Origin of the sequence: Amycolatopsis sp. TNS106 (assembly GCF_019330265.1) — a bacterium.
Lineage (GTDB): Bacteria > Actinomycetota > Actinomycetes > Mycobacteriales > Pseudonocardiaceae > Amycolatopsis > Amycolatopsis lurida.
On record NZ_CP024972.1, the window covers coordinates 4,934,030 to 4,958,873 of the forward strand.

Consider the following 24,844-nt stretch of genomic DNA (forward strand, 5'->3'; position numbering starts at 1 on the left):
GCGCGCCCGGCCGGCTTTCGCGCTACAGCTGCCGCACCCGGATGTTGCGGAACTCCATCAGGTCGTTGTCACCGTGGTTCTGCAGACCGATGAACCCGCTGACGAACTGCCGGAAGTCGGTGGACGGGTCGCCCGCCCGCGACGAGTTGATCCCCGGCGCGTTCTCGAACTCGTTGATCACCACACCGTTGCGGATGATCGTGTACTTCTGCCCGACGACCTTGACCTCGTACTCGTTCCAGGTCCCCTTCGGCTTCACACCCGCCTGGTCCAGCGGCCGCGGGTCGAAGTTGTAGATCGACCCGGTCTTCTGCGGCTCACCGGTGGCGCCGTCGTACAACTGCACCTCGTGGCCGCAGTAGATCGCGACCCAGGCCTGCGACGTCCTGGCCGAGCCGACCGTGCCACAGCTGCCCGGCGGACGCTGCTCCAGCGGCGTGCGCGGATCCGGGAACCGGACGAACACCCCGCTGTTGGCGCTGCCGTTCGGCGCGATGTCCTTGAACTGCAGCTTCACCGAGAAGTTGCCGAACTGCCGTGCCGAGTACCACAGCATCCCCAGCCCGCCCGACGGTCGCAGTGACCCGTCCGGCTGGATGGCGAACTGCCCGGACGGCGCCTGCGACCAGTTGCGGAACGATTCGGGCGTGCCGTCGTAGATCGCGTCGTAGCCGGTGACGCCCTTGTTGCCGATGGGCGACGCGGCGGCCGCGGCGTTGATCTTGTCCGACTCGGCCGCGTTCAGCACGCCGAGGTCGCCCAGCCGGTCCACGGCCTGGGTGACGTGGTTGACGAAACCGGCGTGGGAGGTCCACGTGCTCTCGTCGTCGATCATGTCGTCGACCGTGCAGCCGCCACCGGCGTTGCGGTTGGTCACCCCGGTGTCGGTGTCGCCGATGGTCACCGTGGCACTGGAATCCGCCACGAGACAGCCGACGCTCACCGAGTTCCGCGTGGTCACCGTCTCGCCGTTCGCGTAGGTCACGGTCAGCTTGGCGGTGTACAGCCCGGTGCGCGGGTAGGTGTGCCGCGGGTCGGGCTGGGTCGAGATCGTGCCGTCGCCGAACTCCCACTTGTAGGAGACGCCGCCGGACTTCGACCCGGTGAAGGCCGCGGTGAGCGGCTTGTTCTGCACCATGGTCGACGCCGCCGCCGCGGACGGGGTGGCCTCGCCGCCGATGTAGCTGATCTTCAGCAGCTTCTGGTTGTTGGTCAGGGTGAAGAAGCCGCCGCCGTAGTCGAGCGCGTACAGCGCGCCGTCCGGCCCGAACTTGGCGTCCATCCACTGGTTCAGCTTGGTGTCGCCACCACCGGTCGGGATGATCTGCCGCACGGTCTCGGCGAACACCGGCGGATCCTGCTTCGCGACGCCGTTCGGGTCGAGGGTGACCGCGATCCGGTTCTGCCCGTTGCTCTGGTCACCGATGAACCACTTGTCGTTCCAGTAGGCGGGCCAAGCGACGCCGCTGGTGGTGTTGACCAGTTCGCGGTGGTACGTCGGTCCGGTCATGACCGCCTGGCCGCCGCCCTTGAGGTAGGGCTGCGTGTAGGTGGCCTCGGCCGCGTTGTACGTCGGGACGGAGCTGTTGGGGCGGTTGGGGAACACCGGCCCGCCGCCGTCCGGCGCGTACCAGATCATGTTCTTCTTGATCGGCGGCAGGTTCACCAGGCCGGTGTTGCGCGGCGAGGTGTTGACCGGGTTGTCGCAGTCGTACCAGCCGGTGAGGACCGCGGCGTCGGTGCTGCTGCGGTCGCGGTAGGGCTGCTTGTTGCCCATGCAGTAGGGCCAGCCGTGGTTACCCGCCTCGGTGATGACCGTGGCGGTCTCGTACTTGGCCGGGCCGAGTTCCGGGCTCGGCGAGGACGCGTCCGGGCCGACCCACGCGGCGGTCAGCCAGTTGGTCTTCTTGTCGACTTGCAGACGCGAGATGTTCCGCACGCCCATCACGTAGATCTCGGGCCTGGTCTTGTTCCCGGGGTCGTTGGCCTCGGGGAACAGGTTGCCCGCCGGGTTGGTGTAGGTACCGTCCGGCTCCGGGTGGATCCGCAGGATCTTGCCGTTGAGGTCGTTGGTGTTACCGGCGGTGCGGCGCGCGTCCTGGAACGAGACGCCCTTGTAGTCCTGGGTCCAGTTGTTGCCGGAGTACCCGTTGGAGCCCTGCGACGAGTTGCTGTCACCGGAACCGATGTAGAGGTTCCCGTCCTTGTCGAAGTCCATGCCGCCGCCGGCGTGGCAGCAGCTGTGGACCTGGACGTCCCACGACAGCAGGTCCTTGCGGGTCGCCTGGTCCAGCGTCTGGTTCTTCAGGTCGTAGGTGAACCGCGAGACCGTGCGCTTGCCGATCCGCTTGTCGATGTCGACCGACGCGTGCGGCATCCAGTAGGCGTACATGAAGCCGTTCTCGCTGAACTTCGGGTCCAGCACGAGACCGAGGAGGCCTTCCTCGTTCTTGACCAGTTCGTCGCCGCTGCCGCGGTTGCCCATCACCTTCAGCGTGGTGAGCAGCTTCGGCTTCTTGGTGACCGGGTCCCACTGGTGGATCGTGCCGCAGCCGGCGCCGATCTCGGGGTTGGTCCAGTCGTTCGGCGCGGGCACCGTGTTGCCGGCGCAGGCGGCGCGGCCGATGTAGAAGACGCGGCCGTTCGGCGCGATGGTGAGCCCGTGCGGCTCGCCCATCTGGTCCAGCTGGCCGGGCTGGTTGATCCCGGTCAGGCGTTCGACCTTGTAGTTGGCCGCGATACCCGCCTTGCAGTCACCGCGCACCATGCCGGTGGTCCACTTCAGCGCGCCGAGGATGTGGCTGCGGAACTGGGCTTCGCCGTAGCTCGCCTCGGTCCGGCCCATGCCGGTGTAGAAGGAGCGGCCGCCGTCGTAGTCACGGCACCACGAGATCGGGTGGAAGGCGCCGTTCGCGCCGACACCCGGCTTGTAGGTCGACTCCTCGACCTGCGCGACCGTGTGCACGGTGCCCACCGGGTTGACCTCCCAGTTGAGCCACCGGTCGGTGCGGACCCACTTCTGCGGCAGGCCCGCGGTGGCCGGGTTCGCCTTGTCGAGGACGTCGACCGTGGCTTCGGCCGGCGGGGCCTCCGGCGGCGGCGGGGTGGTCGAGTTGTCCTTGTACAGCTTCCAATCGGCCAGCTGGATGAGCGGTTCACCCGCGTTGGCGGTGATGTTCAGCCGGTAGTTCGCGTACGCCGTGGTGTTGGCGAAGGTGAACTTGCGGCTCACGAACCGGTCGGCGAACGTCTCGTTGGTGCGGGTGTCCAGATCGGTCCACGTGGTCCCGTCGTTGGAGCCCTGCAGGGTCCAGCTCTTGGGGTCACGTCCGGGGAAGTCGTTCGCCGACACGAGGTCGTAGCTGCTGACCGCGACCGGGGCGGCCATCTTGTAGGCGACCCAGCCGGTCGGCTGGAAGGCCAGCCACTTCGTGTTCTCGTTGTTGTCGGCGAGCTTTTCCTTGGTCTCGTTGGGCGCGTTCTCCGCGCTCGCGGTGACCGAGGCGACCGCCTCCGGCGTGGGACGCGCCCCCACCGGACGGGCGCCGATCAGCCCGGAGAACCACTGCGAGCCGTCCTGCGCCCGCGCGGCGTCGGACAGGCCGAGGAAGCCGCCGCCCGCCTTCATGTAGTTCTGCAGCGAGGTTTCCTGGTCGCGGTTGAGCGTGATGCCCTGCGCGGAAAGAAAAACGACGCCGCGGTACTTCGCGAGGTTCGCCTGCGTGAACACCGCGGGGTCCGAAGAGGACGAAACGGAGATCCCGTTCGCCTGGCCCAGGCTTGCGATCGCGTCCGTGGCGCGCAAGACGGGGTCCTTCTGGTCCGCGGCGGTGCCGTGGAAGACCAGGACATTGACCGGGACGTTCGTCGCGGCTTCGGCGGTCACCGGTGCGATGGCCAGCGGAAGCCCGGAGGTGACGACGGCGCCGACCGCCAGCGCGGCCAGCGAACGTCTGCGGAGCCGACGTTGCGAAAATACTCGTCTCAAGTTCTCGCTCCTTTCGAAGTCTAGTGGTGGTGGGCCGAAGCGCCGGTGGCGTCCGGAGTGGACGTCGGGTGGTGGTGTCCCTTGAAGCGGTCGATCGCCTCCTGGGCGCCCGCGGGCATCCCGCCGTCGGCGTTGCGGACCAGGAACACCCCGGACATGCCGTCGTCCGAGTGCTGCTGGACGTGGCAGTGGTACATCCACGCGCCCGGCCCGACGCCGTCACCGGCGATCACCTGGAACCCGAAGGAGTTGCCGGGGTCCAGGGTCTTGTTGTCGACGATCGGGGCGTTGTCGGTCGCGCTGGTGAGCATGCCGGTGCGGGTGTCCGCCCAGCGGTGCGCGTGCAGGTGGAAGGTGTGCATCAGGTTGCCGTGCCCGATGCAGATGAATTCGACGCGTTCGCCGAGGTTCGCCTCGAAGATCGGCGTGTTCGGGGCGATCTGGTGGTTGATCCACATCTCGGTGAACACGACGGTGAACTGCTTGCTGGGCAGCAGATCGCCGCGTTTACGCACGATCAGGCCACCGTAGAGGCCTTTCAGCAGGCCGATGGTGCCGTGGTCGCCGTCGAACGCGTGGTCGTGGTAATGCCAGTACCCCGCGCTGCCGGGCATCCAGAAACCGTTGGCCGCCTGGTAGGCCGTGCGGGTCTTCCAGGTGTAGGTCTTGGTCTCGTAGGGCTTGTTGAAGGAATCGTTGAACGGCGAACCGTCGGATTTGGTGTCGTAGTTGACGCCGTGCGGATGAATCGACAGCCGCTTGTCGGTGTTGTTGACCAGCTCGATCACCAGCGTGTCACCCTCGTAGCACTCCAGGAGCGGCCCGGGGATCGTCGGCTTGCCGGGCTCCAGCCCGTAGCCGACCCGGGTCGAACCGGGAACGTAGTCGGCGTAGATGGTGATGTTGCGGGTCATCCCGGCCGCGGCGGCCGGCGCCGAGCCCGCGCTGGCCGACACCACGACCGGGGCGATGACCCCGGCCGCGGTGCCCGCGAGCATCGATCTGCGGGACAGCCCGCGTTTCTGCTTGTCCATTGTGGATTCCCCGGTTAGAAGCGGACGTTGCGGAGATAGGTGAATCCGGTCTGGGCGGTGCTCAGGGGATCCGTGGGGTTGTCGTGCTCGACGATGTATTCGGCGAGGTGGGGACGGGTGTGGCGGAAGATGCGTGGGAAGTCGATGACGCCCTTGCCGGGGTCGACCATCTCGCCCGCCGCGGTCCGGTCCTTGACGTGGTACTGCACCACGCGCGGACAGTGCCGCCGGTACAGGGAAACCGGGTCCATCCCGCCTTCCACCGCCCAGAACAGGTCGATCTCCAGGTGCACGTAACGCGGGTTCGTGTTCCTGGTGAGCACGTCGTACGGGCGCACGCCGCCGATGGGCGCGAACTCGTGCGCGTGGTTGTGGTAGCCGAGTGGGATACCGGCCTGGCGGAACTTCCGTGCCGCCGTGTCCATCCGGCCGGCGAACTGTTTCCAGCCGTCGATGGTGTCGAAGTTCGCCCACGGCACGTTGGCGCGGGTGTTCCCGAGGATCTTCGCGTCCGCGATGGTCTTGTCGAGGTCACCGTCGATGCCGACGTGCGTGGACGTCGCCTTGATGTGGTTCTTGTCCAGCAGCCCGCGGAACTCCTGCGCCGTACGGCCGTAGGTGCCCGCCAGCTCGACCTTCCGGTAGCCGATGTCCGCCAGCGCGGACAGGGTTCCCGGCAGATCGGCCTGCAGCGCGGTGCGCAGGGAGTAAAGCTGGATGCTGATCTTGTCCACCGGGACCCGGCCCCGGCCGTGGTGGCCGTGTCCCTGGGTCTCCGCCTCGGTGGCCGCGGTGGTGGCGTTGGCGAGGCCCGGCAGGGTTACCGCCGCGCCCACCGCGACCGCCGCCGTCGCGGCCCCTCGCAGGAGTGATCGTCGAGAGTGGAACCGCTCAGCTTCTTCACCGCACATGAAACCGCCCTCACTTCTGGTTGCTGAAAGCCGCGTCGAAGGCCGCCGACGGCTTGTCGAACAGGAGCCCCCGCAGAAAGGTCACGGCTTCCGCCGCGCCCCGGAGCCGGTCCATGCCGGCGTCCTCCCACTCCACCGAGATCGGACCGGCGTAGCCGATCGAATTCAGTGCGCGGAAACAGTCCTCCCAGGGCACGTCCCCGTGCCCGGTCGAAACGAAGTCCCAGCCACGTCGGGGATCTCCCCAGGGAAGATGCGAGCCGAGCCGTCCGTTCCGTCCGTCGAACCGCTTCCTGGTGTCCTTGCAGTCCACGTGGTAGATCCGGTCGGCGAAGTCGAGGATGAAGCCGACCGGGTCGAGGTCCTGCCAGATGAAATGCGAAGGATCCCAATTCAGCCCGAATGCCGGACGGTCGCCGACAGCTTCGAGCGCACGTTTCGTGGTCCAGTAGTCGTACGCGATCTCCGACGGGTGGACCTCGTGGGCGAACCGCACGCCCACCTCGTCGAAGACGTCGAGGATCGGGTTCCACCGGTCGGCGAAGTCGGAGTAGCCGTCGTCGATGACCGCCTGCGACACCGGCGGGAACATCGCGACGTACTTCCAGGTCTTCGAACCGGTGAAGCCGATCACCGTGTCCACACCGAGTTTCGCCGCCGCGCGGGCGGTGTCGGCCATTTCCTTCGCCGCCCGCTGACGGACGCCTTCCGGTTCACCGTCGCCCCACACCCTGGACGGGATGATGGCCTGGTGGCGTTCGTCGATCGGGTCGTCGCAGACGGCCTGGCCGACGAGGTGGTTGGAGATGGCCCACACCTTCAGGCCGTGGTCGGCCAGCAGCTTCAGGCGTCCGGGCACGTAGTCCTCTTCGGACAGTGCGCGATCGACCTCGAAATGGTCGCCGGAACACGCGATCTCGAGGCCGTCGTAGCCCCACTCGCTCGCGAGCCTGCACACCTCGGTGAACGGGAGATCCGCCCACTGGCCGGTGAACAGGGTGATCGGACGGCTCATGCTTGCTCCTCGAAGGTGATCGCGTCTACGTCGAACAAGCCGCCGGAACCGCCCCTGAACACGAGGAACAACGGGCCGGTGCCGCCGGGGTCGGTGATGGCGGACGCCGGGATGTCGGCATAGGTGTCCCAGCCGCCGGTGTTGGCGACGGTGACCGTCTGGACCAGTGGCCCGTCCACCGCGCCCGAGCGCACCTCGATCGTGCCGCCCGCGCCACCGGAAGAAACCCGGTAACCGATGCCGCCGACACCCACGAGGTTCACCGGGTCGAATTTGATCCAGTCACCGGATTCGATGTGGCCGACGCGTTTGCCGCCACTGGCGCCGGCGTGTGCGACGACCTCGATCCCGCTGGACTGCGTGTAGAACTCGGCCTGCTTCAGCTTCGGCTGCAGGATGGACTCGGCCTCGCCGGTGAGCGCGGGCACACCGTTTCCGCCGTTGTCGGTGTAGCTGGCGTTGATGACGCCGAAGACGTTGGCGTCCGCGCCGTGTCCTTCGTCGGCGGGGGTGGCGATGGTGCCCTCACAGCCGGTCGCACGGCTCAGCGGGTGTCCGTGGCCCTCGTGGCCGAGGATGTATTCGACGGTCACCTTCGAGCAGTCGATCGGGTTGTCTTCGGCATCGGTCACCTCGACCTTGAACGGGACCATGTCGCCGAAACTGAACACGCTGCCGTTGAGCGGTGTCTTCAGCGTGACCACCGGCGCGGTGTTGCCAACGGTGACCACCACGCTCGCCGAGCCGGTCAGCCCGGTGGAGTCGGTGACCGAAAGCTTCGCCGTGTACTGGCCGTTCGTGGGATAGGTGTGGGAAACCGGGGTGGCTTCGGTGGAATCGGTCGTGCCGTTGCCGTCGAAGTCCCAGGCGTAGGTCAGTGCCTGGCCGTCGGGGTCGTTCGTCCCGGCCGGGTCGAACCTGACGGTCAGCGGTGCCTGCCCGGACGTCTTGTCCGCGGCCACCTTGACGATCGGCGTCCGGCGGCCCTTGGTGTAGTCGATGCGGTAGACGGCGGATTCCTTGGAACCGCCGAAGTAGCCGGTGCCGTAGTCGAGGACGTAGAGCGCGCCGTCGGGGCCGAACTCGAGGTTCATCGGGCGGACGAGGTCCATCGAGTCGAAGAACGGTTTGATGGCGCCGCGTTCCCCGTTCGGGCCGACGGTGATCTCCTTGATCCAGCCGCGTTCCCATTCGTAGGCGAAGGTCTTGCCGTTGAAGTACTCCGGGAACTTCGTCTGCGACGGGTTCTTCGCGTCGAACTGGTAGACCGGGCCGCCCATCGGGGACTCGGGGCCGGTGCCGAACTCGGGTAGCGAACCGCCGTCGTAGGGGATCCACGCCTTCTCCACCGGCGGGAGATCGGTCAGCCCGGTGTTGCGCGGGCTGGTGTTCTTCGGTTTGGCACAGTCGAAGGCGGCGCCGGACTGCTTGGTGGCGAAGTCGTAGTCGATGAACGGCTGGTTGTCCCCGACGCAGTACGGCCAGCCGAAGTTGCCGGGCTTCTTGATCAGGTTGAACTCGACCGTGCCGCCGGGACCACGCAGGGGATCGGCCGCGCCGGCGTCGGGACCGTAGTCGGCGAGGTGGATCCAGCCGGTCTTGCGGTCGACGGCGAACCGGAACGGGTTGCGGAAGCCCATCGCGTAGATCTCGGGCTTGGTCTTGGCCGTACCGCGGGGGAACAGGTTGCCCTTGGGGATCGTGTATTTCCCGTTCGAGCCGACCTTGATCCGCAGCACCTTGCCGCGCAGGTCGTTGGTGTTGGCCGACGTGCGCTGCGCGTCGTACACCGGGTTGCGGTCGGCGCGTTCGTCGATCGGCGTGTAACCGTCGGAGGAGAACGGGTTGGAATCGTCCCCTGTGGACAGATAGAGGTTGCCCTGTGCGTCGAAGTCGATCTCGCCGCCGGCGTGGCAGCAGATCCCGCGTTCGGCGGGGACCTGGAGGATCTTCTGCTCGCTCGCGAGATCCAGCTTGTTGTCGGTGCCCAGCTTGAACCGCGAGAGCTGGTTGTAGCCCTTGAACGGCTCGAAGTCGGCGGGGGTGCCGTTCTCCGGCGCGTCACCGGCCGGAGTGTTCAGCTTGGGCGCGTAGTACAGGTAGACCCAGCGGTTCTTGGCGAAGCCCGGGTCGATGGCGACACCCTGGAGGCCGTCCTCGTCGTGGTTGTAGACGGGGATCTGCCCGGCCAGCGACGTCGTCGCGGAGGAGCTGGTGTACCAGACGCGGCCGTCGCGCGAGGTGTGCAGGACGTCGCGGTTGGGCAGCACGGACAGCGCGATCGGCTCACCGGTCTTCTCCTCGCCCTTGGCCAGGGTGATCTGGTCGAAGTCCGCGTCGACCGGGGCTTCCTCCTGGTTGGCACAACCCGGCTCGCTCAGCTTGGTGGCGTACTTGATGCCGCCCGCCAGATGCTTGAGGAAGGCCGGTTCGGCGTAGGACGCCTTGGTGTGCCCGCCGCCGGTGTACCAGGAGCGGCCGCCGGAGTTCTCGTGACACCAGGCGATCGGGTGGTCGCCCATCGCGCCGTCGCCGGGCTGGTAGCTCTTCTCGTCGAGGCTCGCGAGCACATGGACGTTGCTGCGCGGGTTCTCTCGGTAGTTGTACCACTCGTCGGTGCGCGGCCAGGTCTCCGGAAGATCCACAGTGGACACATGCTCGTGGTCTTCGACCTTGACGTTCGCCTGCTGGATCTGCGGGTGCGATTTGAAGTACGCGCCGACCAGCTCGCCGTACCAAGGCCAGTCGTACTCGGTGTCGGAGGCGGCGTGCACGCCCACGTACCCGCCACCTCCCTTCACGTATCGCTCGAACGCGGACTGCTGGTCCGCGTTCAGCACGTCACCGGTGGTGGAAAGCCAGACCACCGCGTTGAAGCGTTTGAGGTTCGCGTCGGTGAAAGCCGCCGCGTCCTCGGTCGCCTCCACCGCGAAGTGGTTCTGCGCCCCCAAATCCTTGATCGCTTTGATCCCGTCGGGGATCGAATCGTGCCGGAAGCCCGCGGTCTTGGAGAACACGAGCACCGTGGCCGCTTCGTGCGCCGATGCGGTCTGCACCGGTAGCGCGACGCCTGTCAGAGCCGTGACCACGGATGTGACGAGCACACCCCATCGTCGTTTCAAAGACATAGCAGTGGCGATCCTTTCGATGAGCGGCGGCGATCAAGGAAGGGGATGCGGGTGGAGCGTCCTTTCGTTGGAAATGAGGTGTTCGGACGAGTCAGCCAGGGCGAGGTGTTGCGAAAGCCACTTTCGCAACGTTGAAGGTTGCGAAAGTGGCTTTCGCAACGTCGGTACCGGCGAAAACAGGCGGCCATGTCCCGAAAGCCACTTTCGGGACATCAGACGTCGCGAAAGTGGCTTTCGCGACACACACCGACCGCACCACCCCCGCCACCTCCTCTACTTCAGGCCCTGCAACGACAACAGCAACGGATGCACGTCGGTCGCACCCACACGACCGGACGGCTGGAAGGCCGGATCCGAACAGAGCAGTACCGGACCGTCCTCGCCTGCATCCGGCAAACGCCCGTGCGAGCCGCGCACCCACCGCGGGTCGGTCGGGACGACGTCCATCGCGTACCGGAGCCCGGCGAACTTCTTCGCCAGGTTCAGCCCGGCTCGCGCCTTGGCGAACTTGTCCTCCGGGTCGAAGAACAGCTCGGCGGGGTCGTAGCCCGGTTTGCGGTGGATCTCGACGCCGCGTGCGAAGTCGGGCTTCCGCTCGTCGTCGAGCCAGTAGTAGTAGGTGAACCACGCGTCCGGCTCGGCGACCGCGACGAGTTCGCCCGCGCGTTCGTGGTCGATCCCGTACCGGGCCTGTGCCGCGCGGTCGAGCACCTCGTCGACGCCGGTCAGTTCGCCGACGATGGACCGAACCCGCTCGACATCGGCGGAGTCGCGGACGTAGACGTGCGCGACCTGGTGGTCGGCGACGGCGAACGCGCGCGACGCCCAGGGGTCGAGATACTCCATACCCGCCTGGGTGTAGACCTCCAGCAGGCCCTCGCGTCGCAGCGCCCGGTTGATGTCGACCGGCCTGCTGACGTTCGTGATCCCGTACTCGCTGAGCGCGATCACGGTCGCCCCGGCGTCGCGGGCGTCGTCGAGCAGTGGCGCGAGCGCGTTGTCCAGTTCCCGCGCCGCCAGCGCGGCCTGCGGCGCGTCGGGGCCGAAGCGCTGCAGGTCGTAGTCCAGGTGCGGCACGTAGGTCAGCAGCAGATCCGGCCGCTTCTCCCGCAGGATCTGCCGGGACGCGCCGATGACCCACTTGCTCGATTTGAGCGACGCCGTCGGTCCCCAGTACTGGAAGAGCGGGAACTCCCCCAGCGCGCCGGTCAGCCGGTCGTGCAGCTCGGGCGGACGGACGTAGGCGTCCGGCGACTTGCGTCCGTCGGCGTGGTAGATCGGCCGCGGGGTCACCGTGACGTCGGTGCTCATCCCCATCGCATACCACCAGCACACGTTCGCCGCCGTGTAGCCGGGATGCGCCGCCCGCGCGGTCTCCCACAGCTTTTCGCCGCCGACGAGCCGGTTGTGCTGGCGCCACAGGAAGATCTCGCCGAGTTCGCGGAAGTACCAGCCGTTGCCGACGATCCCGTGCTGCGCGGGCATGAGCCCGGTGAGGAACGTCGACTGCGCGCTGCAGGTGACCGCGGGCAGCACGGTGCCGAGTTCGGCCTGCCAGCCGTCCTTCGCGACGGCGGACAGTTTCGGCATGTCCCGCAACGCCTTCGGGGTGAGCCCGACGACGTCGATGACGACCAAGGGTTTCACGCGGACACCCCTTCCTTGACGAGATTCGCCTGTGCCCATTCGAGTTCCGCGGCGATTCCGCCGACGAGGTCGCCCGCGTCCGGGAGCACGCTCCAGGTGTAGGTCTCGACCTCGATATGCGGTTCGCCGGCCAGTCCGGCGGCGACGGTGCGCAGCACCTCCGTGGTGGTGGACAGCGGCGCGGCCGGGGCCTGGTGCAGCGGCATGTGGAAATGCACGCGCCACGGCCCCTCCCCCGGCAGGTCGGTCCACGCCTCGGGCAGGTCGTCGGCCTTGCGCACGGCGCCGCCGGAAAACTCGCGGACCTGGTGCAGGTAGCGCGGTTCCGCGAACACGGCCAACGCCTCACGCGCCTCGGCGGGATCTTCGACGTGCAGAGCGGCGGAAGCCTGCACCTTGACGATGTCCACATCGGACTTCGCGATCGCGGCCAGTGTCTCCGCCGGGTCGGCGAACGAGACCGCGAGGTGACAGGTGTCCAGGCACAACCCGACGTGTTCCGGGTCGACGCGGCCCGACAGCCAGGCCAGCGCGTCGGCCACGGTGTCGAGCACACAACCGGGCTCCGGCTCGACGGCCAGCTTGATCGGCCGGTCACCGATCGCCCGCACGACCTCACCGAAGGCTTCGGCCGCGCGGCGGTCGTCGTGCTCGGACCACGGTTCACGCCAAGCCAACGGCAGCGTGGATATGCTGCCGTAAGAAGCATCCTCGGCGAGCAGTTCGGACAGCACGTTCACACAGTCGATCGTGTACGCCACCCGGTCCGGGTTCGTCCACTCAGGACGGTAGACCGCGTGTTTGACGACGTCGTCGTGGAAACCGCCGTACGGGAACGCGTTCAGCGTGTACACCGACAGACCGCGAGCGTCGAGTTCGGCGCGGAAACGCTTGCGTGCTCCGGCGTCTTCGGCGAGCCCGCGCGCGACCGGCGCGGAAAGCCACAGTCCGACGCCGAGCCGATCGGCGCCCAGCCGCTCACGCACCGGGAGCGCGTACCGCTCCAGCTGCGCGACGATGCCGTCGACGTCTTCGGCGGGGTGGACGTTCGTACAGTAGGAGATCATTTGCGGGCACCTCGCAGGACCGAGTTGCCCTCGAAGGTCACGGCCTCGCCGGTGAAACCGGGCAGCGGGTCGAGCGTGAGCCTGCCGCTCAGGCCGTAGAAGCCGACCGGGTTCTGCCACAGCACCTTGTCGACGTCGGCCTCGGTGAACCCGCCGTCGAGCATCGCCTGCCCGGTCTTGGCGGTCTTCAGCGGATCGGACCGGCCCCAGTCCGCGGCCGAGTTGACGATCATCTGATCGAGCCCGTACTGGCGCAGGATCTCGACCATCCGGTGCTCGTCCATCTTCGTGTCCGGATAGATGGAGAAACCCATCCACGCACCGGAATCCTTGACCAGTTTGACGGTGACCTCGTTGAGGTGATCGACGACCACACGTTCCGGCGCGACGCCGGCTTCGCGCACGACGTCGAGCGTGCGCTTGGTGCCTTCCAGCTTGTCGCGGTGCGGGGTGTGCACCAGCACCGGGAGATCGTGCTCCAGCGCCATCGCCAACTGCTGCGAAAAGACCTCGTCCTCTTCCTTGGTCATCGAGTCGTAGCCGACCTCGCCGACCGCGACCACGCCGTCCTTCGCCAGGTACCTCGGGAGCACGTCGAGCACCTCGCGGCAGCGGGGGTCGTTGGCCTCCTTGGGGTTCAGCGCGATCGTGCAGTGGTGCCGGATGCCGAACTGGGCGGCACGGAACCGTTCCCAGCCGATGAGCGCGTCGAAGTAGTCGGTGTAGGAGCCGACGCTGGTGCGCGGCTGCCCCAGCCAGAACGCGGGTTCGACCAGCGCGCGGACACCGGCCGCGTACATGGCTTCGTAGTCGTCGGTGGTCCGGGAGGACATGTGGATGTGGGGATCGAAGATACGCACGGTCAGTGGCCTTCCTTGAGCAAGGAGAGGGCGTCGGCGGGTACGTCACGCCCGGCCGCCCTGCGTTCGTCGGCGAAGTCGGCGAGCATTCTTCGAAGCTCGTCGTCCGCGCGGGCAGTGAGGTCCGCGACGGCGGCCAGCGGCACCCCGACGAAGACGCATTTGAGGACGCCGTGGCGCCACGTGTGGTCGTCCAGGAACCGGGCGAAGGCACCCATGGCGGCGGCGACCAGCCTGATGTCGTTGGCGCGCAAAGCGTCCTCGACCAGTCTGATCCCGGCATCGGTGACCTCGGCGCCCGGGGACTCCAGCGCGTTGAGCGCCCGCAGGACGCCGCGCCGCTCGGCGTCGTCGCCGAAGCGGTAGAGGTCGCGCAGTTCCGTGGCCAGCGCGGCGTCGTCGAGGACGTCGGCCAGTACCGCCACGAGCCGGACCCGCTCCCGGTCGTCGACGGTGCCGTGGACCAGCCCCTGCGGATCGGTGTCCGGGCGCAGCGCCTCCCGGCCGACCTCGCGGCCGACCGCCGGGAAGAGCGAGCCGATCACCGACGGCTTCTCCCGGATCCGGCGTTCCGCCTTGGCCGACCAGGTCTGCGGCATCGCCGCGGTCAGCGCCTCGAAGGCCCGGCGCGCGGTGTCCGGCGCGGCGTGGCTGTGCCGGGGCAGTTCGACCGCGGCCAGCCCGGTGTAGCCGATCTCCGCCAGTGCGGCGAGCGTCCCCGGCAGATCCAGATGTCCGTCGCCGAACTCCAGATGCTCGTGGACTCTCGGCAGCATGTCGTCCAGCTGCACGTTCCACAGCAACGGACCGGCGAGGCGGACGCATTCGGCCGCGTTGACCGGCTCAACCGCGACGCAGTGCCCGACGTCGAGCGTGACCCCGAAGAGGTCCGGCTCGCCGAGTTCCTTGCGCAGGTCCAGGACCTGCGCCAGATGCTGCACGAGGTGGCCGGGCTCGGGTTCCATCGCCAGCCGTACGTTCAGCCGCGCGGCGTGCTCCAGGACCGTCGCGACCCCTTCACGCAACCGGGACCAGGCCAGGTCGTTGTCTACAGTGGACACACCGGACCAGAACGAGACACAGTCCGCGCCGAGGTCACCGGCGATTTGCAGTGCCCTCGCCAGGAAGTCGATCCGGAGCGCGGGATCGTCCGCAAGCAGCGTCGGCGAGTGCTTGCGCCACGGGTCGAGCAGGTACCGCGCGCCCGTCTCGATGACGACCCGGTTCAGGCCGAGCGACGAAAGCCGGGAGGCCACGTGATCGACCTGCCGCGCCAAATCGTCGGCGAACGGGTCGAGGTGGTCGTGGTCCAGGGTCAGCGCGACCCCGGTGTACCCGAGGTCGGCGATGATCGCGAGGGCGTCGTCGAGCCGGTGGTTGGAGAAGCCGTTGGTGCCGTATCCCAAAGAAAACGTCATGTGGGGCTCACCTTCCTCGACAGCTTGCGGGCGATCGGCAGCGCGGCGGCGACCAGCGCCGCCCCCAGAACCGAGCCCTTGGCCGTGACCGCCGCCTGCAGCGGGACCATGCCGTGGATGCCGGATTTCGTCGCCGAGCGCACGGACTTCGCCGACGGGTCACGGACGGCGTCCGCCTGCGCCCTTCCGACCAGGCCCGCGTAGCCGGAACCGGCCGCCATCGAGGCCGCGCGATACCAGCCGCCCCGCGCCGGTCCGGTCAATGCCAACGTTGTCGCCGCACAGCTGGTGGCCAGTGCGGCGCGGGCCGTACCCGGTTTCGCTCCGTGCACTTCCCCGGTGGACAACGCCGTGACGCCGAGCGTGTGGACGCCCACCGCGGCCGCGGCGGTGGCCGCCTTCTTCAGAGAGTCACCCGCGCCCAGCAGCACGTCGAGCGTGCGGCAGGCCGCCATCGCCAGCGGTCCGGCCGGGGTCGGCTTGAGCACGGTGTCGTAGGCCCACACCGCCGCCGCGAGCGGGACCGCGACCCGCATCGCCCGGCGGCCCCCGCCGAGCGCCGCCAGGCCGAGTCCCGCGGTGGTCAGCGCCGCCCCGGTGGTGAGCGCCGCGCCGGCACTCACCCGCCCGGACGGGATCGGCCGCTCGGGACGCTCCACGGCGTCGAGCTTCCGGTCCGCCCAGTCGTTGAGGGCCATCCCGGCCCAGTAGAAGGCGACCGATGACAACGGCAGCAGCAGCCGTCGCCCGGTCATCCTGAGCCCCGCCGCGGCGGATCCGGCGACCGTGTCGCCGAGCACCGTCAGCGCGGCGGGCGCCCGCACGAGTTCCACATAGGCCTTCACAGGGTTCCCGCCCAGCTGATCAGGCGGGCGGTCTGCTCGGCGAACCGGTGTTCGTCGCTGCCCAGCGGATCCTTGAAGAAGAACCCGAGTTCGGTCAGCGCGCCGCTCTGGCCGCCGGCGTGCGCCGCGGTCACCAGCCTCGCGAGATCGAGGATCAGCGGCGCCGCGAGCGCGGAGTCGTAGCCGGTCCAGGTGAACTGCAGGCTCATGCGCGCGCCGAGGAAACCCTCGAACGAGACGTGGTCCCACGCGGTCTTGATCTCGCCGAGGTCGGGCACGTTGTCGATGTGCAGCGGCGCGGTGACGTCCTCGCCGAGCAGCGCCGCGAGCCCGCGTGCTTTGGACTCGAGCTTGCTGTTCGCGGTCACCGGGTCGGCCAGCGTCTCGCCGTCGCCGCCGCCGAGCAGGTTGGTGCCCGCCCACGAGCGGACCTTCAACGCCCGCGCGCTGAACATCGGCGCGAGGACCGTGCGCAGCAACGTCTCGCCGGTCTTGCCGTCGCAGCCCGCGTACGGCAGGCCTTCCCGCTCGGCCAGCTCACGCAGCGCGGGCAGGGTGATCCCGGCGGACGGCGTGAACTCGACGTACGGGCTGCCCGCTTTCAGCGCCGCATAAGCCGAAAGGGAGCTCGACGGCAGTACCGCTCGTGCCGGGTCGGCGAGCGCCGCTTCCAGTGCGGCCAGGTCGTCGTGTTCGGGCAGGTGGGGACACGGAGCCTCGGTGGAGGACACGTTGACCACGACGACCCGCGCGAGGCCGTGCCGGTCGGCGAAAGCTCGGATGTCCGCCGTGAGCCGGGCGGCCGCGTCGGCCTGGGCGCCGGTGTGGGACGCCGGGTGGTAGCCGTCGCGGATTTCGGCGTCCACCTCGGCCAGCCCCGACCGCACCGCGGCGAACACCGCGTGCCCGAACACACCGGCGTGCGCCAGCTGCTCGGCCCGCTTCTCCAGCGGCGTATGCGCGATGTCATGCCCGCCGAGGACCAGATCGTCCCAGCCCGGCAACGGAACCCCGGCGAACGCGGGCAGCTCGGTGACACAGCCGCCACCGCCGGTCACTCCCGCGCGGAGGGCGAGGAGCCCCACCGCGGCCGTGGTGGCCACAGACCCCCTCGCGCCGATCAACCAGATGCCCGTACGCTCGTGAGCAGGCATTTCCTCCACCTTTCCCAGCCAGAGAACCCCGACCTCCGATGGTCGGATGTTTCGGATCGAACCAAGTCGCGGTGATGGTCGTCATGCGACTTTCGGCTGGATCTACTCCTCAGCTGCTTCCCTTCGCGGTGACGCCGGGCACGGCGGTCCATCGCGCCTCGTCGGACGCGCTGCGCTCGACCGCGGCCAAGACCTGCTGGACCCTCAACCCGTCCTCGAAGGACGGTTCGGGATCCGTGCCGTCGCCGATCGCGGTGAGCAGATCGGCGACCTCGTTGGTGAAGGTGTGCTCGTAGCCGAGGAGATGCCCCGGCGGCCACCAGACGCCGACGTACGGATGCTCGGGTTCGGTGACCAGGATCCGGCGGAATCCGGCCTCGGTGGCGGGCTGGCCGCCGTCGAAGAAGGACAGTTCGTTCATCGATTCGAAGTCGAACGCGAGGCTCGCCTTCGACCCGTTGATCTCCAGCCGCATCGCGTTCTTGCGGCCCAGCGCGAACCGGGTCGCCTCGAAACTCGCCACCGCGCCGCCGGTGAACCGGCCGAGGAACAGCGCGGTGTCGTCGACGGTGACCTGCCCGGTGCCGCCGTCGCCGTCCGGGCGTTCCTTGACGAAGGTGTTGGTCAGCGCGGAGACCCCGGTGATCGTGTCGCCGGTGACGAACTGGGCGGCGTCGACGATGTGTGCGCCGAGGTCGCCCAGCGCGCCGGAGCCCGCCTTGTCCTTGTGCAGCCGCCAGGTCATCGGCGCCTGCGCGTCGGACAACCAGTCCTGCAGATACACCGAACGCACGTGGCGGATCTCGCCGAGCACCCCGCTCGCGACCAGCTTCCTGGCGTGCGCGAGCGCGGGCACCCGGCGGTAGTTGAAGGCCACCATCGACCGGACGCCGTCGGCCCGCGCCTTCGCCGCCGCCTCGGCCATCGCTTCGGCCTCGGCGAGGGTGTTGGCCAGCGGCTTCTCGCACAGCACGTGCTTGCCCGCTTCGAGCGCGGCGATCGCGATCTCGGCGTGGCTGTCGCCCGGTGTGCAGATGTCGACCAGGTCGACGTCGTCGCGGGCGATCAGCGCGCGCCAGTCCGTCTCGACGTCTTCCCAGCCGAACCGTTCCGCCGCGGCCTTCGTCCGCACCTCGTCACGGCCGCCGAGCACGGCGAGTCTCGGGATCAGCGGTGGCGCGAAGAACCGGTGCACACTGCGCCACGCGTGCGAATGCACCGCGCCCATGAACGCGTGGCCCACCATGCCGATCCCGATCGTTTCCTTTGCCGTGCTCATGCCCCTCCTAGATGCGTGCGTGTGTCGGGTACGCGGGTTTACGAGTCGAAGCCGACGTCCATGTACTTGTCGACGTTCTCCTTGGTGACCACCGCGGAGTACGTGGTGATCTCGGCGGGGATCTCGTGCTCGGCGAAGTCACCGGCCCCCTTGCCCTGGCCGAGCAGCCGCGCGAGCGAGATCGCCGAAGACGCCATCGACGGGCTGTAGAGCACGGTCGCCTTCAGCGGCTCGGCGTCGGACTTGATCAGGTTCATCGCGTTCTTCGAGCCGGCGCCGCCGACCATCAGGAAGTTCTTGCGGTTGGCGTTGTTGATCGCCGCGATGACGCCGACCCCCTGGTCGTCGTCGTGGTTCCAGAGAGCGTCCAATTTGGCCGCCGACTGCAACAGGTTCGACGTCTGCTTCTCACCGGACTCCGGGGTGAACTCCGCGGCGACCCGCGGACCCACCTGGAAACCCTGACGGGCCAAGGCGTCCTTGAAACCCTTGCTGCGTTCCTGGGTCAGTGGCAGGGAGTCGATACCCGCGACCTCGCCGATCACCGGGCTGGCGATGTTCTTCGCCTTCATCTGCTGGGCGATGTAGTTCCCGGCGTTGACGCCCATGCGGTAGTTGTCGCCACCGATCCAGGTGCGGTACGCGAGCGGGGTGTCGAAGACGCGGTCCAGGTTGATCACCTGGATACCGGCGTCCATCGCCTGCTGGCCGACCGCGGTCAGCGCCTTGCCGTCGAACGGCAGGATCACCAGGACGTTGACCTTGGCGTTGATCAAGGTCTCCACCTGGGAGATCTGCTGGTTGACGTCGTTGGTGCCCTCGGTCGCGTTGAGCGTGACCTCACTGAACTTCTGCGCCTGCGCGCGGGCGTTCTTGGTGATGGCCGCCATCCAGCCGTGGTCCGCGGCGGGCGCCGAGAACCCGATGGTGACGGGCGTCCCGGGCTGCGAGTTGGCCCCGGCGTTGGCCACGTTGGCCGCGTTGTTCTGCGCCGGTGCCTCGTTCGAGGTGCACGCGGTCAGCAGCGCACCCGCTCCGACGGCCGCGCCTCCCAGCAGGAAACGGCGGCGGTGCAGGGATTGTTCGGTCATGACGACTCTCCATCCACGGTGACGGGGGTGACCACTAGGTGCTCGTCTTTGTCTTTTTCACGGAGCGGAACTGCAGCAGCGCGGCCAGGACGATGATCACGCCCTTGGCGATGTTCTGGATGTCGGTGTCCAGGTTGTTGAGCGTGAAGATGTTGGACAGCACGGTGAAGATCAGCACGCCGATCAGGGTGCCGATGAGCGAGCCGCGGCCACCGGTGAGCAGCGTGCCGCCGATGACGACCGCCGCGATGGCGTCGAGTTCGTAGAGCATGCCGTTGGTCGAGGCACCCGCGGTGGTGCGGGCGACGACCATCAGCGCGGCGATACCGCAGCACAGGCCGGCGACGCCGTAGACGAGTGCGGTGTGCCGCTTGACGTTGATGCCCGCCAGCCGCGATGCCTCGGCGTTGCCGCCGACGGCGAAGGTGCGGCGGCCGAACGTGGTGCGGTTCAGCAGCACCCAGCCGATCACGAACACCAGCGCGAACATCCAGATCAGCACCGGGATGCCGAGCAGGTCACCGCGGAAGAAGTCCAGGAAACCCGCCTCCGACACCACCTGCGTGCGGCGGCCGCTGATGCGTTCCGCGAGCCCGCGGGCCGAGACGTACATCGCCAGTGTCGCGATGAACGGCACGATCTTCCCGTAGGACACCAGGATCCCGTTGATCAGCCCGCAGCCGAGGCCGACCAGGAGTCCACAAAGGATCATCACCCACGGGCCGTAGGACTGGGTGGCCAAGGTGGTCAGCCAGACACTGGAGAGCGCCACGATCGACCCGACCGAGAGGTCGATGCCACCGGCGATGATCACGAACGTCATCCCGACACTGACCACCCCGATCGCCGCGGCGAGCCGCAGGATCGTGGAGATGTTGCCGTCGGTGAAGAACTGGTCGGGCCTCGTCACCTGGCCGACGATGCACAGGATGACCAGCACCCCGGCGAGCCCGAGCAGCCGGGTGTCGAGCGAGAAGTTTCGCTTTTCCTTGGGTGGTAACGGTTCCACGGCGGGTCCCGTACGCACCGATTCGACCTGGTCGGTCACGCCGCACTCCCCTCGAGAATCACGTCGAGCACATCCGCCTCTGTCAGCTCCGCAGACGGCTTTTCAGCCAGGACACGTCCTTCACGCAGCACCAGCACCCGGTCGGACAGTCCGAGTACTTCGGGGATCTCGCTGCTGACGAGCACGATCGCGACCCCGGTCGCGGCCAGTTCTTCGATCAGCCGGTACAGCTCCGCCCGCGCGCCGACGTCGACCCCGCGCGTCGGTTCGTCCAGCAGCAGGACCCGGCAGCCGCGGACCAGCCAGCGGGCGAGCACCGCCTTCTGCTGGTTGCCGCCGGACAGCGTGCGGATGATGCGGTGCGGGTCGGCGGGCCGGAGATCGAGGCGCCGCAGGCTTTCCCCCGCGTCGTCGAGTTCTCTGCCCCGCTCGGTGAACCCGAACGTCGCGTACTTGCCCAGGCTCGCCAGGGTCACGTTGTGCACGACGGGCAGGTCCAGCAACAGCCCCTGGCTCTTGCGTTCCTCCGGCGCCAGCCCGATTCCGGCCTTGACCGCCGCGGACACGCTGCCCGGCCGGACCGGCTCGCCGTCGACCGACACCGAACCCGTGTCCTGTTTGCGCGCGCCGAAGATCGTCTCCAGCAGTTCGCTGCGTCCCGAGCCGACGAGACCCGCGATGCCGACGACCTCGCCGGCGTGCACGGTGAAGTTCACGTTCTCGAACTCGCCGACGGTGGTCAGGTTCTCCACCTTGAGGACTTCGTTGTCCGGGTCCACGTGCTCCTGGTGGCGAGGGCCGAACACGGTCTCGACCTTGCGGCCCGCCATCAACGCGACGAGGTCCGCGGTCGGCGTCTCCTTGGCGTCGAGGCCCGTAGAGACGGTCTTGCCGTCCTTGAGCACGGTGACGCGGTGGCCGATCCGGCGCAGTTCTTCGAGCCGGTGGGAGATGTAGATGATCGCGACACCATCGGCGGTCAGTTCGCCGACGATGCGGAACAGGTTGTCGACCTCTTCGCCCGCCAGCGCCGCGGTGGGCTCGTCCATCACCAGCAGCTTCGCGTCGTACGCGAGCGCCCGCGCCATCGAGACCAGCTGCTGGCCCGCGGCGGAGAGCTTGCCGACCTCGGTCGACGGTGCGATTTCGGGGTGACCGAGCCGCGCCATCAGTTTCGCCGCCTTGCTCCGGGACTCGCTGATCCGCGTGAACCCGAACGACGCGCGCTCGCGGCCGAGGAAGATGTTGTCCGCCACGGAAAGCCCGGGCACCAGATCGAGTTCCTGGTACATGGTCGCGATGCCGAGCTTCAGCGCGGCGACCGGCGAGGGCAGCGTGACCGGCTCGCCCTGCCAGAAGATCTCGCCGCCGTCGGGGCGATGCGCGCCGGCGAGCGTTTTGATCAGCGTGGACTTGCCCGCGCCGTTCTGGCCGAGGAGACAGTGCACCTCGCCGGGTTCGACGTCGAAGTCGACGCCGTCGAGTGCACGCACCCCCGGGAAGGTCTTCACGATCCCCCGGACGGATAGCAGGGTCATGCCGGAGCCTCCTCGGTCTCGAAGGGAACTAGCGTCGGGTCGGCGAAAAGCCGTTCGGTGGCGAGATGCGCGGCGCCGCGCAACGGGGCGGTGGTGCCCAGCGGCGACGGCTCGACACGGCAGGTGGGCTCTTGCCCGAGCGGACGCGCGGACAGCTCGCGGCGTACCGGCTCGACCAGCCATTCGCCCAGTTCGGCGAAGTAGCCACCGAGCACGACGACGTCCGGGTCGAGTACGTCGACCACAGTGGACACCGCGATGCCGAGCGCGACCCCGAGTTCCGAAACCGCCGCGACCGCGCGCTGGTCACCGCGCTGGACGCGGTGCTTGAGCAGCCCGACCCGGCCGTCGACGCCGAGGGCGGGATCGTGCAGCGGGTCGCCGGGCGAAGCCGCGCCGCGCAGGACGGCGCTGAGGCCGGCCTTGGTCTCCAGGCACCCGACCCGGCCGCACGGGCACTGTTCGCCGGACGGGTCGACGGTGATGTGCCCGACCTCGCCCGCGAATCCCCTGGCACCACGCAGGATCGCGCCGCCGGACACGAGTCCGCCGCCGACGCCCGTGCCGCCGCTGAGATAGAAGAGCTCCCGCACACCTCGACCGGCTCCGGCGACGGCCTCGCCGATCGCACCGAGGTTGGCCTCGTTGTCGACCGCGATGGCGTCGGCCCGCAGACCGAGCCTTGCGGCGAGCAGGTCGGCGATCTCGGCGTCGCGCCAGCGCAGGGTCGGCGCGAACCGCAGCACGGCGGCGGCCGAATCGACCAGCCCGGGCACCGAGACGGTGACCCCGACCGGCTGGTCGTCGAGCAGCACGTTCCTGGCGAGGAAGGCGAGTTCGTCCATGCTCCGGTGCAGTCCGAGCGCGGCGACGTCGGCGGTCTCGGAGCGTTCGGCGACGACGCGGCCGTCGAGGTTCGTGACGACGGCGGCGAACCGATCGGCCTCGACACTGAGCGCGAGCCCGCAGGCACTGGACCCGTTCAGCTCGACCAGCTGGCTGGGCCTGCCGTTGCCGCCGCCCTGGAGTCCGGCGGACCGGACGAGACCGCGTTCGGACAGCTCGGTGATCAACCCGGAGACGGCCGCCTTGGTGAGCCCGCAGCGCGCGGCGAGCTGGGTACGCGAGAGCGGCCCCGCACGCAACGCCCGCAAGAGCGCGGCGAGGTTCGAGGTGCGTTTTCCCGCCGAGAACCCATCGGCGCCGGTCGCCGTGCGTGGGCTGACCGGGTCGAGCTGCCCGGATTCAGTCGCGGCCACACTGCCCTCACTTACGAATCGGCCGTAACAAACTTTGTTACTTAGCCAGCGAAAGTAGGGTGGTCCGTGTCACTCGTCAAGGTGACAACAGGACAGAAACACCCCTCGTCACCCGAATAGCCGTCCAGAACCGCGCAGACTTTCGTACTTTTCAAGCGAAAGTCTGTACGATCTTGACGTTACTAATCGGAATCGAGTGAGTGCTCAACGTGCCGCCGGGCGGTCCCTCAGTGCCTCCACGGCGGCCTCCCGCGCGCGTCTCCCAGGCGCAATGAAGGGGCCTTTCATCGCAAATTTTGCGATGAAAGGCCCCTTCATTGCACGGGCGATAGGCCGCAGCGAGGCGCCTCAGCTGCTCAGCGTGAAGGCCCGATCGGTAGCGGACCAGGCGGCCCCGATGACACCCGCGGTGTCTCCCAGTTCGGACAGCACGATCGGCAGGTTCCCGGTCGCGAGCGGCAGCGACCGACGGTAGACCGAGCTGCGGATCTCGGCGAGCAGCTGATGCCCGAGCTGCGCCACGCCGCCGCCGATCACGACCATGCCCGGGTTCACGAAACTCACCAGCGAGGCCACCACCTGCCCGAGCCGCCGCCCGCCGTCACGGATGAGGTTGACCGCGCCGAAATCGCCCGACGCCGCGGCGCGGCCGACATCCTGCGCCGTGATCACGCCACGGTCCGCGACGACGTCGGCGAGGTACGCCGACCGGCCGCTGCGCGCCAGGGTCAGCCCGTCGCGGGCGAGCGCGGCGCCGCCGAAGTACGCCTCGAGACAACCCGTCTCACCGCAGGCGCAGGTCGGCCCGTAGTCGTCGAGGCGGATGTGCCCGATGTCGCCCGCCGTGCCGGCGACACCGCGGTACACCTTGCCACCGAGCACGATCCCGCAGCCGATACCGGTACCGATCTTGACGAACACCAGGTCGTCGATGGAGCGCGCGACCCCGGCGTGCCGTTCCCCGAGCGCCATCGAGTTCACGTCGTTGTCGACGGTGACCGGGCAGCGCAGCAGCCCGCCGAGATGGTCGCGCACGGAGAATCGGTCCCAGCCCGGCATTATCGGCGGCGCGACCGCCATTCCCTCGGCGAAACTCACCGGCCCCGGGAGGCCGATCCCGGCGGCGATCAGCTTGCCCGGCGCCTCTTCGCGGATCTTCTCCGCCAGCGCGACGACGCGTTTGAGCACGGCGTGCGGCCCCTGCCGGACGTCGCAGTCCTCGACGGTGTGCACCAGGACCTCGCACGAAGCGTCGGTGAGGGCGACCCCGACCGACGTCGCGCCGACGTCCACCGACAGCACCCGCAGGTCTCCCGCCAGCCGCACCAGCGTGGACCGCCTGCCGCCGCGGCTCGCCGAAGGACCCGCGGTCTCGACGAGACCGACCTCGGCCAGCCGCGCGACCTCGGCCCCCACCCGGGCACGTGGCAGCTCCAGCCGCTCCCCCAGTTCGACCCGGGACATCGGTCCCTCATCCCGCAACAGGGTGAGCAGCTGGGTCTGGTGCCGGGTTTCGACCATCGGATGCTCCGAGGTGGGTGCCGTGCTCATTCACCTGAGCCTACGGCGTTGTCCACCGGCTGTCCCGAATGCCACTCGGA

General features: G+C 68.5%; 17 protein-coding genes. All 17 read right to left on the reverse strand.

All coding sequences use genetic code 11. The features are described from left to right. Positions 1–22 precede the first annotated feature (22 nt). The gene (locus tag CVV72_RS22045; protein WP_219145610.1) at positions 23–3,988 is read right to left on the reverse strand and encodes a ThuA domain-containing protein; all 3,966 of its coding nucleotides are present in this window, start codon (positions 3,986–3,988) and stop codon (positions 23–25) included. Between the two features lie 20 nt (positions 3,989–4,008). Then, positions 4,009–5,022: a multicopper oxidase domain-containing protein gene (locus tag CVV72_RS22050; RefSeq protein WP_219145611.1), complete on the reverse strand. Its 1,014-nt coding sequence runs from the start codon at positions 5,020–5,022 to the stop codon at positions 4,009–4,011. A gap of 14 nt (positions 5,023–5,036) precedes the next feature. Beyond that, a complete protein-coding gene (locus CVV72_RS22055) occupies positions 5,037–5,933 on the reverse strand; it encodes a sugar phosphate isomerase/epimerase (protein WP_219145612.1) in 897 nt (298 codons plus the stop codon). A 10-nt stretch (positions 5,934–5,943) separates the two neighbouring features. Next, complete coding sequence (locus tag CVV72_RS22060; protein WP_219145613.1) at positions 5,944–6,948, reverse strand: sugar phosphate isomerase/epimerase; 1,005 nt, start codon at positions 6,946–6,948, stop codon at positions 5,944–5,946. After that, positions 6,945–10,076, reverse strand: a complete 3,132-nt coding sequence (locus CVV72_RS22065; RefSeq protein WP_219145614.1) for a ThuA domain-containing protein — start codon at positions 10,074–10,076, stop codon at positions 6,945–6,947. The genes CVV72_RS22060 and CVV72_RS22065 overlap by 4 nt, the downstream gene beginning before the upstream one ends. 273 nt (positions 10,077–10,349) lie before the next feature. After that, positions 10,350–11,723, reverse strand: a complete 1,374-nt coding sequence (locus tag CVV72_RS22070; RefSeq protein WP_219145615.1) for an alkaline phosphatase family protein — start codon at positions 11,721–11,723, stop codon at positions 10,350–10,352. Then, positions 11,720–12,790: a metabolite traffic protein EboE gene (gene eboE, locus CVV72_RS22075; protein ID WP_219145616.1), complete on the reverse strand. Its 1,071-nt coding sequence runs from the start codon at positions 12,788–12,790 to the stop codon at positions 11,720–11,722. The genes CVV72_RS22070 and eboE overlap by 4 nt, the downstream gene beginning before the upstream one ends. After that, positions 12,787–13,650, reverse strand: coding sequence for a TatD family hydrolase (locus CVV72_RS22080; RefSeq protein WP_219145617.1), 864 nt, complete (start codon positions 13,648–13,650; stop codon positions 12,787–12,789). The genes eboE and CVV72_RS22080 overlap by 4 nt, the downstream gene beginning before the upstream one ends. Before the next feature lie 2 nt (positions 13,651–13,652). Continuing rightward, the gene (locus CVV72_RS22085) at positions 13,653–15,068 is read right to left on the reverse strand and encodes an EboA domain-containing protein (RefSeq protein WP_219145618.1); all 1,416 of its coding nucleotides are present in this window, start codon (positions 15,066–15,068) and stop codon (positions 13,653–13,655) included. Further along, positions 15,065–15,913 (reverse strand): SCO3242 family prenyltransferase, encoded by an 849-nt coding sequence (locus CVV72_RS22090; protein WP_219145619.1) that lies wholly within the window; start codon positions 15,911–15,913, stop codon positions 15,065–15,067. Before CVV72_RS22090 ends, CVV72_RS22085 begins: the two co-directional genes overlap by 4 nt. Further along, entirely contained in the window at positions 15,910–17,067 is a 1,158-nt protein-coding gene (locus tag CVV72_RS22095; RefSeq protein ID WP_219145620.1) for an inositol-3-phosphate synthase, read from the reverse strand. The genes CVV72_RS22090 and CVV72_RS22095 overlap by 4 nt, the downstream gene beginning before the upstream one ends. A 109-nt stretch (positions 17,068–17,176) precedes the next feature. Beyond that, positions 17,177–18,346 (reverse strand): Gfo/Idh/MocA family protein, encoded by a 1,170-nt coding sequence (locus CVV72_RS22100; protein ID WP_219145621.1) that lies wholly within the window; start codon positions 18,344–18,346, stop codon positions 17,177–17,179. Between the two features lie 38 nt (positions 18,347–18,384). Beyond that, positions 18,385–19,437, reverse strand: coding sequence for a substrate-binding domain-containing protein (locus CVV72_RS22105; RefSeq protein WP_219145622.1), 1,053 nt, complete (start codon positions 19,435–19,437; stop codon positions 18,385–18,387). A gap of 34 nt (positions 19,438–19,471) precedes the next feature. Beyond that, on the reverse strand, positions 19,472–20,485 hold the full coding sequence (locus tag CVV72_RS22110; protein WP_219145623.1) for an ABC transporter permease: 1,014 nt from the start codon (positions 20,483–20,485) through the stop codon (positions 19,472–19,474). Beyond that, positions 20,482–21,984 carry a sugar ABC transporter ATP-binding protein gene (locus tag CVV72_RS22115; protein WP_219145624.1) on the reverse strand — a complete coding sequence of 501 codons (1,503 nt, stop codon included), beginning with the start codon at positions 21,982–21,984 and terminating at the stop codon, positions 20,482–20,484. The genes CVV72_RS22110 and CVV72_RS22115 overlap by 4 nt, the downstream gene beginning before the upstream one ends. Then, positions 21,981–23,243, reverse strand: coding sequence for an ROK family protein (locus tag CVV72_RS22120; protein WP_219145625.1), 1,263 nt, complete (start codon positions 23,241–23,243; stop codon positions 21,981–21,983). Before CVV72_RS22120 ends, CVV72_RS22115 begins: the two co-directional genes overlap by 4 nt. Positions 23,244–23,591: 348 nt before the next feature. After that, entirely contained in the window at positions 23,592–24,794 is a 1,203-nt protein-coding gene (locus tag CVV72_RS22125; RefSeq protein ID WP_034317955.1) for an ROK family transcriptional regulator, read from the reverse strand. Positions 24,795–24,844: the final 50 nt, after the last annotated feature.